General features: G+C 69.3%; 13 protein-coding genes. 9 read left to right on the plus strand and 4 right to left on the minus strand.

Annotated elements, in window-relative coordinates:
* Positions 1 to 105: 105 nt before the first annotated feature.
* Both AB0G17_RS16610 and AB0G17_RS16615 read right to left on the minus strand, forming a co-directional pair.
* On the minus strand, positions 106 to 1710 hold the full coding sequence (locus AB0G17_RS16610) for a ricin-type beta-trefoil lectin domain protein (protein ID WP_361382162.1): 1605 nt from the start codon (positions 1708 to 1710) through the stop codon (positions 106 to 108).
* Positions 1711 to 2769: 1059 nt separating this feature from the next.
* Positions 2770 to 3069 carry a hypothetical protein gene (locus AB0G17_RS16615; protein ID WP_361382165.1) on the minus strand — a complete coding sequence of 100 codons (300 nt, stop codon included), beginning with the start codon at positions 3067 to 3069 and terminating at the stop codon, positions 2770 to 2772.
* 479 nt (positions 3070 to 3548) lie between these two features.
* On the opposite strand from AB0G17_RS16615, the gene AB0G17_RS16620 reads away from it, so the two are divergent.
* The 6 genes from AB0G17_RS16620 (at position 3549) to carB (ending at position 13495) form a co-directional block, all read left to right on the plus strand.
* Complete coding sequence (locus AB0G17_RS16620) at positions 3549 to 4589, plus strand: histidine kinase (RefSeq protein ID WP_361382168.1); 1041 nt, start codon at positions 3549 to 3551, stop codon at positions 4587 to 4589.
* 64 nt (positions 4590 to 4653) lie between these two features.
* Complete coding sequence (locus tag AB0G17_RS16625; RefSeq protein WP_361382171.1) at positions 4654 to 5691, plus strand: SGNH/GDSL hydrolase family protein; 1038 nt, start codon at positions 4654 to 4656, stop codon at positions 5689 to 5691.
* A 150-nt stretch (positions 5692 to 5841) separates the two neighbouring features.
* Complete coding sequence (locus AB0G17_RS16630) at positions 5842 to 8085, plus strand: iron-containing redox enzyme family protein (protein ID WP_361382174.1); 2244 nt, start codon at positions 5842 to 5844, stop codon at positions 8083 to 8085.
* Between the two features lie 15 nt (positions 8086 to 8100).
* Entirely contained in the window at positions 8101 to 9963 is a 1863-nt protein-coding gene (locus AB0G17_RS16635) for a carbamoyltransferase (protein ID WP_361382177.1), read from the plus strand.
* 69 nt (positions 9964 to 10032) lie between these two features.
* Entirely contained in the window at positions 10033 to 10191 is a 159-nt protein-coding gene (locus AB0G17_RS16640; RefSeq protein ID WP_361382179.1) for a hypothetical protein, read from the plus strand.
* Complete coding sequence (carB, locus tag AB0G17_RS16645) at positions 10184 to 13495, plus strand: carbamoyl-phosphate synthase large subunit (protein ID WP_361382182.1); 3312 nt, start codon at positions 10184 to 10186, stop codon at positions 13493 to 13495. Before AB0G17_RS16640 ends, carB begins: the two co-directional genes overlap by 8 nt.
* Here carB and AB0G17_RS16650 read toward each other — a convergent pair.
* Entirely contained in the window at positions 13492 to 13992 is a 501-nt protein-coding gene (locus tag AB0G17_RS16650; protein ID WP_361382185.1) for a flavin reductase family protein, read from the minus strand. The two genes, carB and AB0G17_RS16650, sit on opposite strands and share 4 nt — an antisense overlap.
* On the minus strand, positions 13989 to 14996 hold the full coding sequence (locus tag AB0G17_RS16655) for a beta-ketoacyl-ACP synthase 3 (RefSeq protein WP_361382188.1): 1008 nt from the start codon (positions 14994 to 14996) through the stop codon (positions 13989 to 13991). The genes AB0G17_RS16650 and AB0G17_RS16655 overlap by 4 nt, the downstream gene beginning before the upstream one ends.
* Positions 14997 to 15227: 231 nt before the next feature.
* Here AB0G17_RS16655 and AB0G17_RS16660 point away from each other — a divergent pair, with 231 nt between their 5' ends.
* The 3 genes from AB0G17_RS16660 to AB0G17_RS16670 all read left to right on the plus strand — a co-directional run bounded on the left by AB0G17_RS16660 (position 15228) and on the right by AB0G17_RS16670 (position 17742).
* A complete protein-coding gene (locus AB0G17_RS16660) occupies positions 15228 to 15833 on the plus strand; it encodes a response regulator transcription factor (protein ID WP_361382191.1) in 606 nt (201 codons plus the stop codon).
* A 209-nt stretch (positions 15834 to 16042) separates the two neighbouring features.
* Positions 16043 to 16774 carry an AfsR/SARP family transcriptional regulator gene (locus tag AB0G17_RS16665; RefSeq protein ID WP_361382194.1) on the plus strand — a complete coding sequence of 244 codons (732 nt, stop codon included), beginning with the start codon at positions 16043 to 16045 and terminating at the stop codon, positions 16772 to 16774.
* Complete coding sequence (locus tag AB0G17_RS16670; protein WP_361382197.1) at positions 16774 to 17742, plus strand: 3-hydroxyacyl-CoA dehydrogenase NAD-binding domain-containing protein; 969 nt, start codon at positions 16774 to 16776, stop codon at positions 17740 to 17742. The genes AB0G17_RS16665 and AB0G17_RS16670 overlap by 1 nt, the downstream gene beginning before the upstream one ends.
* Positions 17743 to 17784: the final 42 nt, after the last annotated feature.

A 17784-nucleotide genomic window follows, 5' to 3' on the forward strand; every position in this document is an offset into this window, starting at 1 on the left:
CCGAGCGCAGTGATGGCGCCGATCCGGAAGCCGCGAATGCAGAACAGAGCGGGGCCGAGGAGTTGCCGGGGGCTCCGCCGAACCCCCGGCACGACTTCTTCCTCGTTACTGTCGGTTCCACTTCTGGTTGGTGCCGCCGTTGCAGGTCCACAGCTGGACGAGGGTGCCATTGGCGGTGGAGGCGCCCTTGACGTCCAGGCAGAGCCCGGACTGGACGCCGGTGACGGTGCCGTCGCTGTTCAGGTTCCACTGCTGGTTGGTGCCGCCATTGCAGTCCCAGATGGCGACCTTGGTACCCGGTGAGGTCCCGTAGCCGTCGGCGTCCAGGCACTTGTTTCCGTAGACCCGCAGCTCCTTGGCGGAGGTTTGGGTCCACTGCTGGTTGGTGCCGCTGTTGCAGTCCCAGATCTCGGTCTGCACGCCGTTGGTGGTGCTCGCTCCGGGCACGTCCAGGCAGCGGTTGGAGCCCACGCCGCGCAGTGCCTTGCCATTGCCCGTGCCGCTTCCGCCGCCGGGGTTGGTGCCGGTGCCCCAGGCCCACTGGAGGCGGTCGAGGCCGGACTGGTTGGTGACGGTCAGGGACAGGTTGGTGCCGCTGCCGTTCAGGGAGGTGATGGCGCAGGAGGCGTTGTCGCAGGGCCCCGGGCCCTGCGTCTGGTTGGCTTCCTTGACGCCGGTCCACAGGACGGTACCGATGCCGAGGCTGCGCGCGGTGTCGGTGACGGCGTAGAGGAAGGATCTGTTGTTGTTGCCGTCCTTGGGGCCGTTGTAGTCGACGCCGGTGTTCATCGGGTCGCCGAACTCGGTCACTATCGCGCGGTCGGCGTAGCCGCACAGGTTGCTGGTGAACTCCTTGACCCAGTCGGCCTCGGTGCTGTGCGAGACGCCGAACATGCTGTACGTGTGGATGGACAGCAGGGTGCCGGACAGCCGGGAGTCGGCGCCGATGCCGCACAGACTCGCGTCGCTCCACTGGCCGGGGACGATCACGTGGTCACGGGGGAGGCTGGGGTAGTGCGCCAGCCAATCGGCTTCGAAGTTCGGCAGGTCGGTGGCGTTGTACGCCCAGGGCTCGTTCATGATGTCGAAGTAGAAGTTGCTCTTCGCGCCGTACTTGTTGATCATCGTGTCCCACATCCGGTAGAAGGACGCGGTGTCGCTGACCTTCCCGTTCTGCAGCCACGGCGCGACGATGACCTTCATCCCCAGCGCGGTGGCCGCGTCCAGCGTCCCGGTGTAGCTGCCCCACCATGCTCCCGAGGTGGTCGCCGCGTTGAATCCCATGCGGACGGTGTTGGCCCCCAGGTTCTGGAAGCCCTTGAGGATGGCCGTGGACTTCTTGTACACGGTGGCGTAGTCGTCCGACTCCGACAGGTCGACGGGGAGGTTCGGGCCGGTGATGAAGTTGTCCCTGGGATCTGCCCAGTTCACTCCGCGGAACTGGCTGGTGCCCGACGCGGCCGGGGTGGCCTGCGTCGGTGACGCGGCCTGCGTCGGTGATGCGGCCTGGGCCGTGCCGCCGGTCAGCAGCCCCAGCAGCGCCAGGGTTGCGGCCGCCGAGCCGGCGATCAGGCGCTGGGCCGTACGGAGGCGGTTGCGGTCGGGACGGTAGGCACCCTGCCGGCTTTCTGAGTCGGCTGGAGCGTTCGGCCGTCCAGCGGTCTCTGGACGTTGCCGGTGGCGAAGCGGGGCCTTTGTCGTGTCGTTCACGAAGTCTCCTTGGGGGTTGAGGGGTTGAGGGGTTGAGGGGTTGAGGCGGTTGGGGGACGCCCTGTTTCTTCGTCGGGTCGTAGCCGGCGGAGTTGGGACGTGCGCCGTCGCAGAAGGTCGACAGTCGCCGGACCGGGCGTCGCCGCCGCAGGTCTCCCAGCGGTTGGAATCACCCTTGACGATCGCGGTGGTGAATCGGTGGCTGATCGTCGGGTCGTTGGCGTTGTAGCCCGTGTGGCCACGACCTGCGAGATGCCTACGCGTGTGCCTGCCGCCGCCGGACGGGTGGCCGCCTGCCGAACCGCTCGGCTCTTCGGCATGCCGTGCCGCTCCGGCCGGGACCCACCCAGGACTCCGGACTGTCGGGCTGGCTCGACAGTTGAGACTCCCGTTCCGCACGGGACGGTCAGTTCCGGCGGTGAGGGCGCGCTCATCGAGAAGCCCCCCATGTCTCTGCTGCCGTGTTTGCTTTTGTTCGCTTCTGCCTGCCGCGCTGCAACGCTTGTCTGCGGGACGCCGGCGCTGAGGGCGGCGACCCTGGAACCAATACATTGGATGGATGCCGCGAGAGTCGCCGTCGGCCCGCATAGTGCGGCCCCGGCTCGCTGGGGCCGTGGAAGAGCTTGCCCCGATCGAACCGGGCGGTCAAGGGGCGCCGCGCGCCCAATTGGACGGACATACATGGGATGTGTCGCTCACTCAGGCGCTCGCGGCTCACCGTCTGTGCCGTAATACGGAGAGGGGATGTCGAGACCCTTGACTGTGTTGTTCTGAAGCAGTTCTCTGATTGGTGCGTTTGATTGTGAGTCATCGTGATTGGACGTGGTGGCCATGGTGATCATGGTGGTGAGGTCGACCGGTCGTGCCGCGAGGTGACACCGACCTGAGCACCTGAGCACCTGAGCACCTGAGCACCTGAGCACCCGCAGGCAGGCGGGACGCGTCTGACGGGGCCGTCGTCCACCGTCAGGTTCACGGACGATGACCTTGCCGGCGACGCTCGATGGGTCGCCTGCCAGACGGGGAGTTTTGGCTACCCCTCGTGAGAGACGGGAAGCGTCAGCGACGTCGACGCCAGGGCCGGCCTCCGACGAGCACACCGTCGACATCGACATCGACATCGACATCGACATCGACATCGACATCGACATCGACATCGGCATCGGCCCGCCCCCGATCACCCGTGGCCGCCCGATCACCCGTGGTCGGCGAGGGCGGCTCCGCGCGGGAAGGGGCCGTCAACGGCCAGTCGGACGTATCGCGGTTCCCCACCCGTGCCACGAGTGAGCTCCGCGCGCTCTCGAAGACAGACAGCAGCATGTCCCTTGCGCTGACGTCGAGTTCATGAGGATCAGCCATTCCCGCACCTCCCGCGGCGGCTCCGCTTCCTCGTGCCTGACCCGCGTCCCACCCGCGACACGCATGGCACGCATGCCACGCATGACAGGCGCGGACCCTCCACTCGCGGTGGAGCCTCCCTGGGGCCCACCCTCCGTACCCACGCTGTTTCAGCCACCTATGTGTACGCGGCACAGATTCCGGTTTTACGTTTAACAGCCCCGGGTAGGAGTCTTGATCGCGTGTCTTTTTGCTCACCCCCCAGAAGCGCGAGGTACCCAGATGGTTGGTATGCGGGAGAAATCCATCGAGCTGTTGGCGGGTAACTCGCTCGACCTCCCCGTTCCGCGATGATGGCACCCCGGTATGCGGTGTACCTGATGGCAGCGGTCTACGCGGGATTCGCGGCCATCGGTACGGCCAACCTCCTGAAGACGTCCCACAGTTCAATCGATTCGTACAGTTCCGTCGTGCTGATGGTCTGTTGTTATGCGATACAGATGCTCCACTGCAGTCCGTACACCCAGCGGTTACGGGCCCGGTACGGGTGCTGGACACTGTGGATACAGGCGTTCATCGCCTTCGCGCCCGTTCAGACCGGCCGTCAGTCGGGCATCATGTGCGGATTCCTGGCCGGCGCCGCGACCGTCATTCTCGGCCCCCGGATGGGCTGGCTCTTCTTCGGGCTCATCACGGGTGCCGTCGTCCTGATCGCGCTGGCGGAAGGGGACGACCTCCTCACCACCCTCTTCATGGCGCTGGCCACCTGTGCCGTGGGTCTGATCACCTTCGCGCTGAGCAGACTTGGGGATCTGGTCTTCGATCTGCACCGGCGGCGTGCGGAGACGGCTTGGGTGGCGGTGTCGAAGGAGCGCCTGCGGTTCACCCAGGATCTGCACGACGTACTGAGCTACAGCCTCTCCGCGATCACCCTGAAGAGCGAGCTCTCGTACCGGCTGATCGGCACCAACGACGAGCGGGCGAGGCGCGAGCTCTCCGAGTCGCTGGAGATCACCCGCAGAACGCTCGCCGAGGTCCGGTCGGTGGTACACGGCAACCGCAGAATGCTGCTGCCCAAGGAGCTCGAACTCGCCTCCCGGGTGCTGGACTCCGCCGGGCTCACGGTGAGCGTGCAGGGCGAGTTCGACAAGGTGGAGCCCCGCGTCAGCGCTGCGCTCGCCGTCGTACTGCGCGAGGCCGTCACCAATCTGCTGCGGCACAGCCAGGCATCGCAGTGCCACATCCACCTCAAGCGCCACTCCACGCTGCGCGGCCGCACGATCCGGCTCAGTGTCGCCAATGACGGCGCGTCCGCCGAGCGCGCGCCCCTTGTCTCGGAGCGCCGGGGCAGCGGACTCGACAACATGGCGGCTCGGCTGGAGGCCGTCGGCGGCAGCCTGCGCACCTCGGTGGAGGGCGACTGGTTCCGCCTCGAGGCCGAATGCCCCCTGCTGCAGCAAGAGCCCACCTCTGCTCCGACGGCTTTCGAGCCGTGCTCGAGCCCCGGTCCCGAGAGTCGACAGCCGAGCGAACGGAATTAGTGGGACCGAATGCCCGGACGTATTCGGTCCCACCGTTGGCTCCCATCGGCTCTAAGGGGAACCAGTGGAACAGCAGAAGAAGCTGACTCCGCACATGAGGCATTACGAGGAATTCGCCACGGGTGACATCCGCTGGATGCCGTACGTCATGTTCTTCAACCGCCCCGACTTCCGCTCCCCGGTGGTGAACACCGATGCGGGCGGTTTCCGTATGTCGGCGGGGAAATCGGGGTCGTTCTCGCTGAGGGGAACGCTGCCCAAGGGAGATGTGAGCGTCCTTCTCGGCGCCTCCCCGGCATTTGGTTTCGGGGCCACCAGCGACGCCACCACCCTCTCCTCGCTGCTTTCGCAGGGGCCGTCCTCGGCCACCTGGCTCAATCTCGCGGCACCCGCCTTCAATTCGGCCCAGGAACTCCTGATCTTCCTGATGCACCGCGATCTGCTCCCCGACATTCGCGACATCATCGTCTTCTCCGGGCTCAACAACCTGGTCGTGGCGGGACTGCCCATGGCCGCTTCCGGTTACGGGCAGTTCTTCTTCTCCGGCGAATTCTTCCGCCAGCTCGGCTCCTCCGGCGTGGACCAGGGCGGTCAGCCCGGCTGGGCACGCGGAAAGCTGGTCCAGGCGGCCCGCCGCATCGGCCGCGGCGGCGTGGTGGAGGAGGAGAAGCCGGAGCTCGCGGACCCCGAGGAGCGGATCGCCATCGCGCTGCGCAACACGGCACGCGATCTCGACCGGCTCCTCGAACTGGCCGCGCCGACCGGCGCCCGGGTCCGGTACGTACTCCAACCCACCGCGTCCTGGACCGGGAAGCGCCTCACCGAGCAGGAGCGGCTCCTCATCGAGGAGAACGACACCGAGCGCGCCCGGATGTGGGACCTCTTCAAGCAGATCCTCGACCCCGCCGTCCACTCCGCCTACGCCGAGCAGGTGGAAGCCGCCTGCAAGCAGCGCGGGGTGCCGTTCCTGGACGCCGCCCGGGCGTTGAACGCGTCGCCGGACCGCGACCGCTGGCTCTTCCTCGACCAGACGCACCTCACCGACGAGGGAAACCGCGTGGTCACCGGCCTCATCCAGGACGAGTTCGGGCTCGACCGCTGAATCCCGGCACCAGTCCCCACCCGCCCCCTCGAAAGCGAGGTGATCAGCCATGCTCCGAAAGCTCGCCGCGCTGTTCAAACGACGCAAGAAGAAGCGCCGCAACGACAGTTCCATCTACCCGATGTTCTGAGGGGAAGGTCTGCCACCGTCATGTCTTCCCGCTACCGCAGCCTCTATCTGCGCGCCCTTGCCCCCGAGGGCCCGCTGTCGCTCGGCACCGACGACCTCCGCCACGTACGCACGGCCCTGGCGGCGGACGACGGGGACACGGGGGACCACGGGCAGGAGCTGCCCACGCTGATCGAGGCGGCCGGGCGCTGGAGCGCGCAGGAGGCCGAGCGCTTCCGCGGCGTCCTGGCCGCCCGTGCTTCCGGGCCCGCCGGGCCCGAGCAGCAGGAGACCGTGCGCCGCGTCCTGCGCAACTGCGCTCCGCTCGCCCTCTCCGCCGGAGCCTGGCTCCAGTGGATCGCCGCTCCCGGCAACTCCGAGACGGAACCGGTCCTCAGAGTGCTCTCGCTGTACGCGTCCGACGTCGGCGCGGGCCGTCCGCTGGCGGACCGGGGCAGTGAATACCGCGCACTGCTGCGCGGGCACGGGATCGTGGAGGAGCTGCCGGGTGTGCAACTGGCGAGCAGCGAGTACATCGAGGGCTTCAGCTTCCGGCTGCCCGCGCTGCTGCTCGCCATGAGCCGACGCCCCGTCACGTTCCTGCCGGAGATCCTGGGGGCCGACCTGTGCCTGCGCGCCGTGGGCCTGCTGCCGCCCCTCGCGGCGGCGCTGGACGCGGGCGGCTCCGAGGGGGTGGAGCGGGACGCCCTCGACATGGGCGGTGCGCGCCCGGGCGCCGCGGCTTCCGGCCGCGAACTCTCGCTTGCCGCGACGCGCGCGTACCGGGAGGACCGGTACGCCGTCGAAGGGCCGGCCGGCGGCGAGGCCGCAACACGCCGGCTCCTCGGCGGCTTCCGCTGGGCCCAGCGCGAAATACGGCTGTGGAGCGAGGAGTTGCACCGCGAGGCGGCGCTGTCCCGGCACCCCGACTACGGGGTCTGGCGGCTGATTCACGCCCGGGCCCGGCAGGCCGCCGTCTATCACTCCCGCTTCAAACTCGCCGGGCGCCCGCTCTCCGAGTGGTTCGCGGATGTGGAAGCGGGGCCGCGGCCGTTCCTGACGGCGCTCGCCAAGAGCCGTCTCGTACGCCCCGGAAAACCGGAGGCGAGCCCTCTGCTCGGGCGGCTCATCGGACCGAAGGGACCGATGTTCCGCATCTTCACCGAGGAGGAGATCGCCACGCTCCACCGGTGGATCGCCCTCCTGCCCGAGGAGGGATCGGTCCTTCATCCGCTGCCGGGTGCCGAGTCCGCCACCCACCGGGACCTGCACCGCGCCCAGGACTCCTGGCACACCCAGGGAAGCGACCTCGCGGCCGAGTCGGCGAGGGCGACCGCGCTCCCAGCCGCGCCGCCGCGCTCCTTGACCACCGCCGCGGCCCGCGCGGCCTACCGCGCCCTCCTCGGCCGCGAGGACTCGGCCGAGCTGCGCGGTTTCGCCCACGGGTACGCGACCCGCTGGCTCGCCCGCTCCCGCTACGCCATGGACCGCGCGCCGGAACAGCTGCCGCCCCGCTGGGACCCGGAGAACGGGTTACGGGAGTGGCTGGCCCGCGCGCACGACCGGCACGCGGAGAGCTTCCGGCGGGGCGAGGCCGTGCTGCCCACCCGCGCGGAGCTCATCGACTCGACGCTCCAACTCGCCCCGCTCATCATGATCGACGGCGGCTGGCTCCAGGGGTTCACCGACTACCAGCACGCCTCGTCCCGCTCGGGCCACTTCCTCTTCCGTACCTACTGGGACGAGCTCGGCAACGGCGAGTCGGAGCTCAACCATCCGCGCATCTACCGCGCGCTGCTGCGCGACATGGGCATCGACCTTCCGCCCACCGCGTCACGGGAGTTCAGCGCCTGGCCCGGATTCCGCGACGAGGCCTTCGCCATGCCGGCCTTCTGGCTGAGCGTCTCCCGCTTCCCCGAGACCTTCATGCCGGAGATCCTCGGCCTGAACCTCGCCATGGAGCTCTCCGGAGTCGGCGGCAGCTACCGCGACGCGCGCGTGGCGCTGCGCCACCACGGATTCAGCACCCAGTTCGTGGACCTGCACAACACGATCGACAACGTGGCCACCGGCCACTCGGCCTGGGCGGCCGACGCCATCGACGCCTATCTCGGCGATCTCCCCGCAGTGCTCGGGCCCGGCCAGCAGGAGGCCGTCTGGGACCGGATCAGGGTGGGCTATCGCTCGCTCAACCCACCCGATGGCACGGCCGCCGAGCTGTACGCGACGCTCCGCGGCCGCCGCGCCCACCGCACACGCCGTCCAACCCGCACCTCTCGGATATGAGGAGCTGACCTCTGCATGGCCACCAACGCACCGGCCACCACCGTTCTGGGCCTTTCGGCCTTCTACCACGACAGCGCCGCCGCCCTGGTCACCGGCGACGGCATCACTGCGGCGGCCCAGGAGGAGCGCTTCAGCCGACGCCGCCACGACTCCGCCTTCCCCGAACTCGCCCTGCGCTACTGCCTGGACGAGGGCGGGCTGACCCTCGGTGACCTCGACCGCATCGCCTACTACGAGCGCCCCTCCCGGAAGTTCCGCCGGGTACTGGCCACATACTTGGGCACCGCGCCGCGCTCCCTCACCTCCTTCCGCGACGTCATGCCGGGCTGGCTGAGCTGGAAGATGCGGACGATCAGCACGGTCAAGGACCAGCTGGCGGGGCTGGGCCTCGGCCCCGTACCGGAGATCGAGTCCTTCGAACACCACGAGTCCCACGCGGCCTCGGCGTTCCTGCCCAGCCCGTACGAGTCGGCGGCCGTGCTCTGTGTGGACGGGGTGGGCGAATGGACCACGACGTCCATCTGGCACGGCCGGGGCGACCTGGTCGCACCGGTCGCCGACCTCTCCTTCCCGCACTCCCTCGGAATGCTGTACTCGGCGTTCACGTACTTCTGCGGATTCAAGGTGGACTCCGGTGAGTACAAGCTGATGGGCCTCGCCCCGTACGGCAGGCCCGTCCACGCCGGAGTGATCCGCGAGAACCTCGTCGACGTGAAGGACGACGGCTCGTTCCGGCTCGACACCCGCTACTTCGAGTTCCTGTACGGGCAGGTGATGACGGGCCGGGCGTTCGAGGAGCTGTTCGGCGGGCCGCGTCGCGAGCCCGAAGGGCCGCTCACCCAGCGGGAGTTCGACCTCGCGGCGTCGGTGCAGCTGGTCACCGAGGAGATCATGCTCAAGCTGGCCCGGACGGCCCGCGAGCTCACGGGGGAGTCCAGGTTGTGCATGGCGGGCGGGGTGGCCCTGAACTGCGTGGCCAACGGGCGCATCGTGGAACGCGAGATCTTCGACGAGGTATGGGTGCAGCCCGCGGCGGGGGACGCCGGCGGCGCGCTCGGTGCGGCCCTGCTGGCCCAGCGCGGAAGGCCCCGGGACCGGACCCTGACCCGCGCCTCAAGTGATGCGATGCGCGGTTCACGCCTCGGCCCCGGTTTCGACAACGACCGCGTCCAGGCGTATCTCGACGCCCTCGCGATCCCGCACACCCGGCTGAGCCCCGACGAGCTCTCGCGCCGGGTGGCCGAGCAGTTGGCGGAGGGCAAGGTGGTCGGATGGTTCCAGGGGCGCATGGAGTTCGGCCCACGAGCCCTCGGCGCACGCTCCATCCTCGGCGACCCGCGCAACCCCGCGATGCAGTCCGTGATGAACCAGAAGATCAAGTTCCGGGAGTCCTTCCGCCCGTTCGCTCCCATCGTGCTCGCCGAACACGCCCGGGACTACTTCCAGTTGAACCAGCCGAGCCCGTACATGCTGATCGTCGCCCCCATCGCCGAACAACAGCGCGTACACACCGCCGAACCGGACAGTGCGCCGGAAGCCGCCCAGGGCCTGGACCGGCTCCGCATCCCCCGCTCCACCATCCCGGCGGTCACCCACGTCGACCACTCGGCGCGGGTCCAGACGGTCACCGCCGAGCAGGACGCGCGGCTGCACCGGCTGCTGCGGGACTTCCACGCGACGACCGGGTGCCCGGTGCTGGTCAACACCTCCTTCAACGTACGGGGCGAGCCCATCGTTGCCACCCCGGAGGACGCGTACCGGTGCTTCATGCGTACCAACATCGACACCTTGGCCATGGGTGACTTCCTGCTGGAGAAGACCGCTCAGCCCGAGTGGTCCGAGAAGGAGGACTGGCGCGAGCTGATCCCGCTGGACTGACGGTTCACCGACTCCGCGCGACGGTTCACGGACTCCGCTGATAGAAGACCGAACGAAAGGGTTCTCCCCATGGCTCCCGCACACCGGGTGTTCGTCTCGACGCTGCTCGCCCTCGTCTATCTGCTGGTCGTCACACCGGTCGGCCTGGCGGTACGGCTGTTGCGCGACCCCCTGAAGCGCAGGCCCGACCCGTCGGTCCGGACCTACTGGAACCACCGCCGTGCCTAAGCGCACCGATATCCAGTCCGTCCTGGTCATCGGCTCCGGCCCGATCGTCATCGGCCAGGCAGCGGAGTTCGACTACTCCGGCACCCAGGCCTGCCGTGTGCTGAAGGCCGAGGGCCTGCGGGTGATCCTGGTCAACTCCAACCCGGCCACGATCATGACGGATCCGGAGATCGCCGACGCCACGTATGTCGAGCCGATCACCCCGGAGTTCGTCGAGAAGATCATCGCGAAGGAGCGCCCCGACGCGCTGCTGCCGACGCTGGGCGGCCAGACCGCGCTGAACACCGCGATCTCCATGCACGAGCAGGGGGTGCTGGAGAAGTACGGCGTCGAGCTGATCGGCGCGAACGTCGAGGCGATCAACAAGGGTGAGGACCGCGACCTGTTCAAGGGCGTCGTCGAGGCCGTCAAGGCGAAGATCGGCTACGGCGAGTCGGCCCGTTCGGTGATCTGCCACTCGATGGACGACGTCATCGCGGGCGTCGAGACCCTCGGCGGCTACCCCGTCGTGGTGCGGCCCTCGTTCACGATGGGCGGCGCCGGTTCCGGCTTCGCGCATGATGAGGAGGAGCTGCGCCGCATCGCCGGGCAGGGCCTCACGCTCTCCCCGACCACCGAGGTGCTCCTGGAGGAGTCCATCCTCGGCTGGAAGGAGTACGAGCTGGAGCTGATGCGGGACAAGCACGACAACGTCGTGGTCGTCTGTTCGATTGAGAACTTCGACCCGATGGGTGTGCACACGGGTGATTCGATCACGGTGGCGCCGTCGATGACGCTGACCGACCGTGAGTATCAGCGGCTGCGTGACATCGGTATCGCGATCATCCGTGAGGTGGGTGTGGATACGGGTGGCTGCAACATCCAGTTCGCGGTGAACCCGGATGACGGCCGGATCATTGTGATCGAGATGAACCCGCGTGTCTCGCGCTCCTCCGCACTCGCCTCGAAGGCGACCGGTTTCCCGATCGCGAAGATCGCGGCGAAGCTGGCCGTGGGTTACACGCTGGACGAGATCCCGAACGACATCACCGAGAAGACCCCGGCCTCCTTCGAGCCGACCCTCGACTACGTCGTGGTCAAGGCCCCCCGCTTCGCCTTCGAGAAGTTCCCCTCCGCCGACTCCACGCTGACCACCACCATGAAGTCGGTGGGCGAGGCCATGGCGATCGGCCGGAACTTCACCGAGGCTTTGCAGAAGGCGCTGCGCTCGCTGGAGAAGAAGGGCTCGCAGTTCACCTTCACCGGCGAGCCCGGTGACAAGAAGCTCCTTCTCGAAGAGGCGGTGCGCCCGACCGACGGCCGGATCAACACGGTCATGCAGGCCATCCGCGCCGGGGCCACGCCCGAGGAGGTCTTCGACGCCACGAAGATCGACCCGTGGTTCGTGGACCAGCTCTTCCTGATCAAGGAGATCGCGGACGGGCTCGCGGACGCCGCCAAGCTGGAGCCCGAGCTGCTGGCCGAGGCCAAGCGGCACGGCTTCTCGGACGCCCAGATCGCCGAGATCCGGGGCCTGCGCGAGGACGTGGTGCGCGAGGTGCGCCACGCCCTGGGGGTGCGCCCCGTCTACAAGACGGTCGACACCTGCGCCGCCGAGTTCGCCGCGAAGACCCCGTACTTCTACTCCTCCTACGACGAGGAGTCCGAGGTCGCACCGCGCGAGAAGCCCGCGGTGATCATCCTGGGCTCGGGCCCGAACCGTATCGGGCAGGGCATCGAGTTCGACTACTCCTGTGTGCACGCCTCCTTCGCGCTGAGCGACGCGGGCTACGAGACGGTGATGGTCAACTGCAACCCGGAGACCGTCTCCACCGACTACGACACCTCCGACCGCCTCTACTTCGAGCCGCTCACCCTCGAAGACGTCCTGGAGATCGTCCACGCCGAGACGCTGGCCGGTCCCGTCGCGGGCGTGGTGGTGCAGCTGGGCGGTCAGACCCCGCTGGGCCTGGCCCAGGCGCTCAAGGACAACGGCGTCCCGGTCGTCGGCACCCCGCCGGAGGCCATCCACGCCGCCGAGGACCGCGGCGCCTTCGGCCAGGTCCTGGCCGAGGCGGGGCTGCCCGCCCCCAAGCACGGCACCGCCACCACCTTCGCGGGTGCGAAGGCCATCGCGGACGAGATCGGCTACCCCGTGCTGGTGCGCCCCTCGTACGTGCTCGGCGGCCGCGGCATGGAGATCGTCTACGACGAGACCCGCCTTGAGGCGTATATCGCGGAGTCCACCGAGATCTCCCCGACCCGCCCGGTCCTGGTCGACCGTTTCCTGGACGACGCCATCGAGATCGACGTCGATGCCCTCTACGACGGCGAAGAGCTCTACCTCGGCGGCGTCATGGAGCACATCGAGGAAGCCGGCATCCACTCCGGCGACTCCGCCTGCGCCCTGCCCCCCATCACCCTCGGCGGCCACGACATCAAGCGCCTGCGCGCCTCCACCGAGGCCATCGCCAAGGGCGTCGGCGTGCGCGGCCTGATCAACATCCAGTTCGCGATGGCAGGCGACATCCTCTACGTCCTGGAGGCCAACCCGCGCGCCTCGCGCACGGTCCCCTTCACCTCGAAGGCGACCGCGGTGCCGCTCGCCAAGGCCGCCGCCCGCATCTCGCTGGGCGCCACCATCGCCGAGCTGCGAGCGGAGGGCCTGCTGCCGAAGAACGGCGACGGCGGCACGCTGCCGCTGGACGCGCCGATCTCGGTGAAGGAGGCGGTGATGCCCTGGAGCCGCTTCCGCGACATCCACGGCCGTGGTGTCGACACCGTGCTCGGGCCGGAGATGCGCTCCACCGGCGAGGTCATGGGCATCGACTCGGTCTTCGGCACCGCCTACGCCAAGTCCCAGGCAGGCGCCTACGGCCCGCTGCCGACGAAGGGGCGTGCGTTCATCTCGGTCGCCAACCGTGACAAGCGCTCGATGATCTTCCCGGCGCGTGAGCTCGTCGCTCACGGCTTCGAACTCCTCGCCACCTCGGGTACCGCGGAGGTCCTCAAGCGCAACGGCATCAACGCCACCGTCGTGCGCAAGCAGTCCGAGGGTGAAGGCCCGGGCGGTGAGAAGACGATCGTCCAGCTCATCCACGACGGTCAGGTCGACCTCATCGTCAACACCCCCTACGGCACCGGCGGCCGCCTCGACGGCTACGAAATCCGCACCGCGGCGGTGGCGCGCAGCGTCCCGTGCCTGACCACCGTCCAGGCCCTCGCAGCCGCCGTCCAAGGCATCGACGCCCTCCGGTGGTCACTGGACGGTGCGCCCGTGCGCGCACTCCAGGAGTGGCACGCACGGGCGCTCCACCGTTCCTAGGGGCGCAGCGTACGGAACGCGCGGTCGTGGTGGATCAGGGGCGCGCCGTTCCGTACGCGTACGTCCGTGACCCGGCCCACCAGGATCAGGTGGTCACCCGCTTCGTACCGGGCGTGCACCCGGCAGTCCAGCCCGCACAGTGCGTCGGCAACCGCCGGTAGCAGCGCCGGAGTTGTCGTGGTCTGCGCGGGCAGGAACTTGTCGGCGCCGCTGCGGGCGAAGCGGGTGGCGACCTCTTGTTGGTCCTCGCGCAGGACGCTCACCGCGAACTCAGCGCACTCGATGAACGCCCCGTAACCGCTGGCGCTCTGCGCCACGCACACCAGGATCAGCGGCGGTTCGAGGGAGACGGAGCAGAACGAGGTGGCGGTGAACCCCCACGGCCTGCCGGCCGCGTCCCGGGTGGTCGCCACCACCACTCCGGCCGCGCAGCGCGCCATCGCGGAGCGGAAGCTGTCGGACGCCGTCGGACGTACGGTCGCGTTCCTCTCGGTCACGGCAGGACCACCACCTGGGCCGCGTAGTTGAGCCCGGCGCCGAAGCCGACGAGGAGAGCCGTGTCGCCGCCGACCGCCCGTCCTTCGGCGAGCAGGGCCTCCAGGGCGAGGGGGATCGAGGCGGCGGAGGTGTTGCCCATCCGGACGACGTCGCGGGCGACCGCCGTACGGGAGCCCAGGCCCAGGCGCTCCGCCATGAGGTCGATGATCCGCAGGTTCGCCTGGTGCGGGACGAAGGCGCCGAGCCCGTCGGGTGTCACGCCCGCCGCCCGCAACGCCTCGGCCGCCGCCGGCGCCACCTCGTCCATCGCCCAGCGGAAGATCCTGCGGCCGTCCATCCTCATCCAGGGCCGCACGCCCGTGCTGTCGCCCCACGGGGCGGTCATCCGCAGGGCCTCGCTGTAGGCGCCGTCCGCGCGCCGCACGACCGGTCCGATGCCGGGTGCGTCCGCGCCTGCGACGACCACGGCTCCGGCGCCGTCCGCGAAGAGGAAGGCGCTGCCCCGGTCGGTGCGCTCCACGATGTCGGTCATCCGCTCCGCGCCGATGACCAGGACGTGCCGGGCGCTGCCCGCGCGTACCGCGTCCGAGGCGAGGGCGAGGGCGTGGCAGAAGCCGGCGCATGCGGCCGACAGGTCGATCGCCGCGGCCGCCCGGGCGCCGAGTGCGTGGGCGACCCGCGCCGACAGCGGTGGTGTCTGGTCGAGTTGGGACATGCTGGCGAGGAGGACGAGGTCGATCCGCATCGGGTCGACGCCGGCCGCGGCGAGGGCCTTCCCGGCGGCCGCGACGGCCATCGAGTGCAGCGTCTCGTCCGCCGCCGCGAAGCGGCGTTCGCGGATCCCGGAGCGGGTCTCGATCCACTCCTCGGTGGAGTCGATCGCCTCGCACAGCTCGGCGTTGCCGACCACCCGCCGGGGGCGGTATCCGCCGATTCCGAGAATTCTGCTGTGCCCCCCGGCGCCGCCGGTATCCGCATGAGGGGCAGTCCTGACGGTTCGCATCAAACCCTCTCCACTTCAGCGTTCGGTATCCGTGGGAATGGGAAGCGCCTCAGCGTGGGAGCGCCCGGTCGAGGCCCCCTCGAGGCGTACTCGGTGACGGCACCGGCCGAACTCTTACTCTGCTGCATTGGTTTGGCCGATAGTCGACCCCGGTGATCCACTGGCGCGGAGTAGTGTGGGCTGGCGGTACGGGGGGCGGGCGCGGACGATGACACAGGGGGGACGGCACTCGTGATACGCCTGCTGGTGGCCGAAGACGTGCACATGGTCCGGGGAGCGCTGGTCGCTCTGCTGGAGCTGGAGGCGGACTTCACCGTCGTCGCCGAGGTGGGCAGAGGCGATGAGATCCTGCACACCGCGCTGCGCAGCCGCCCGACCGTGGCCATTCTCGACGTCGATCTGCCGGGTATTGACGGCCTGACCGCCGCGGAGCAATTACGCAAGAGCCTTCCAGAATGCCGGATTCTCCTCCTGACCGGGATCGGCAGGCCCGCGATGCTGCGCCGGGCCCTGGACGGCCGGGTGGACGGGCTGCTCCTGAAGGACTCGCCCCCGGACGAGCTCGCCGACGCGGTGCGTAAAGTCGTGGCAGGTCAGCGGGTGTTCGACTCGGGGCTCGCGCTGAGCGCCCTGGACTCCGGGGCGCGACTGCTCACTCCGCGCGAGACCGAGGTGCTGCGGCTGACCGCCGACGGCCACGACGCGGGCCACATCGCCCGGCAGTTGCATCTGTCGGTGGGGACCGTGCGCAATTACCTCACCACGATCGTGAGCAAGCTCAACGCACGCAATCGCATCGACGCCATCAGGACGGCCCGGGAGTTCGGGCTCTTGTGATTCTCCGGACGCCCTGCGATTCCCCAGGTGATGCAAATGGTCCACCATCCAAACCATGAATAACTCCTGTGAGTCCATGAACATCTCACTGGGATCTCCATGAACCCTCGTGCCACACTCGAGGGCGTCAGCAATTCCCATATGGAGGTCCTCGCGTGGAAATCGAAGTATTGGGTCCGCTGAAGGTCCAAATCGATGGTGTTTCGATCGTGCCGAGCGCCGGCAAACCCCGGCAGCTGCTCGCGCTTCTCGCCCTGCGCACGGGGCGGATCGTCCCGGTACCCACCTTGATGGAGGAGATTTGGGGCGAGCACATTCCGCGCAGCGCCCAGACCACCTTGCAGACTTACGTGCTCCAGCTGCGCCGCCTGGTCACCAAAGCCATTCCCCACCGGGCGGAACTCTCCGCGAAGGACGTGCTCGCGACCCGCTTCGGCAGCTACCAGCTGAACGGGCCGGTCGTGGACTTCGACTTCGGCACGTTCCAGGAACGGTCGGCAGCGGGGAGCAGAGCCCTGGCGGCCGGGGACGACGCGAAGGCGTCGATGCTCCTGGGCGAGGCGCTCGACCTGTGGCAGGGCCCGGCGCTGGCCGACGTTCCCGCGGGCAGCATCCTGGAGACCGAGATCATCGGTATGAACGAGGCCCGGACGCGCGCGCACGAACTGCGCATCGAGGCCGACCTGCGACTGGGCCGGCACGGCGAGATCCTGGGCGAGCTCCTGATGTTGACCGCGCAGTATCCGCTCAACGAGATCATCTGCGGCCATCTGATCACGGCGCTGCACCGGGCGGGCCACACCTGGCGGGCCCTGGAGGCCTTCCAGCGGCTGCGCACCACGCTGGTCAGCGAGTTGGGTGTGGAGCCGTCGCCACGGGTGCAGCGGCTGCACCAACAGGTGCTCGGCTCGGGCCCGACGCCGCGACGGCAGGCCGCGTGATGAGCGGGTCGACACCACGCCCGGCGGCCGCGCCCGACACCGTGGCGGTCCTCGGCACCGGAACGATCGCCCTCGGTTGGATCGCGCTGTTCGCCGCCAAGGGCCTCGACGTCCGCATCAGCAGCACCAGAGCGGACGCGCGCGAGCATGTGACGGCCGCGCTCGACCTGTACGCGCGCTCCCTGCCCGGCGGTGCGGTCGGGCCCGAGCTCCTGGCCGAGCGGCTCACGTTCTGCCGGGAGGTGGAAGAGGCGGCGGCCGGGGCACAGGTCGTGCAGGAGAACGTACAAGAGGATCTGGCGCTCAAGCAGGACATCTTCCGACGGGCGGCCGGGGCGGCCCCCGAGGCGCTGCTGCTCTCCTCCACGTCCACCCTGCTGCCCGCCGATCTCGGCGCCGCGCTCGACGAGCCGGGCAGAGTGATCGTCGGGCATCCGTTCAACCCGCCGCACATCGTGCCGCTGGTGGAGGTCGTCGCCGCCGAGGACGCCAAGCCGGCCGACATCGAGGCGGCCGTGGACTTCTACCGGTTCCTGGGCAAGAAACCGGTGGTGCTGCGCCGCGCGGTTCCCGGGTTCGTCGCGAACCGGCTGCAGTCGGCGCTGCTGCGCGAGAGCATCCACCTGGTGCGCGAGGGCGTCGTGACGGTCGGCGAGCTGGACGAGATCGTCACCGCCTCTATCGGCTCCCGCTGGGCGGTCGCGGGCCCCTTCCGCGCCTTCCACCTGGGGGGCGGCCCCGGCGGTCTGCGCCATCTGATGGAGCATCTGGGCCAGGGCCTGGAGCGCGGTTGGGCCGGGCTGGGGAATCCGCCGGTGGACGAGTTCACCGTGGAGACGATGCTGAGCCAGGCGGACGAGGCGTTCGGTTCGTACGCGTACGAGCCGCTGGCGGCGTGGCGTGACCGGGCGCAGAGCGCGGTGATCGCCGCGGTGGAGGCGGCGGGCCCGCCACGGCAGGACGGCTGACCGGCGGAGCCGGGGCCGGACGGCTCGGGGGTGGCCGGGGAC

The organism is Streptomyces sp. NPDC023838, assembly GCF_040639555.1.
In the GTDB taxonomy this organism is placed as follows: domain Bacteria; phylum Actinomycetota; class Actinomycetes; order Streptomycetales; family Streptomycetaceae; genus Streptomyces.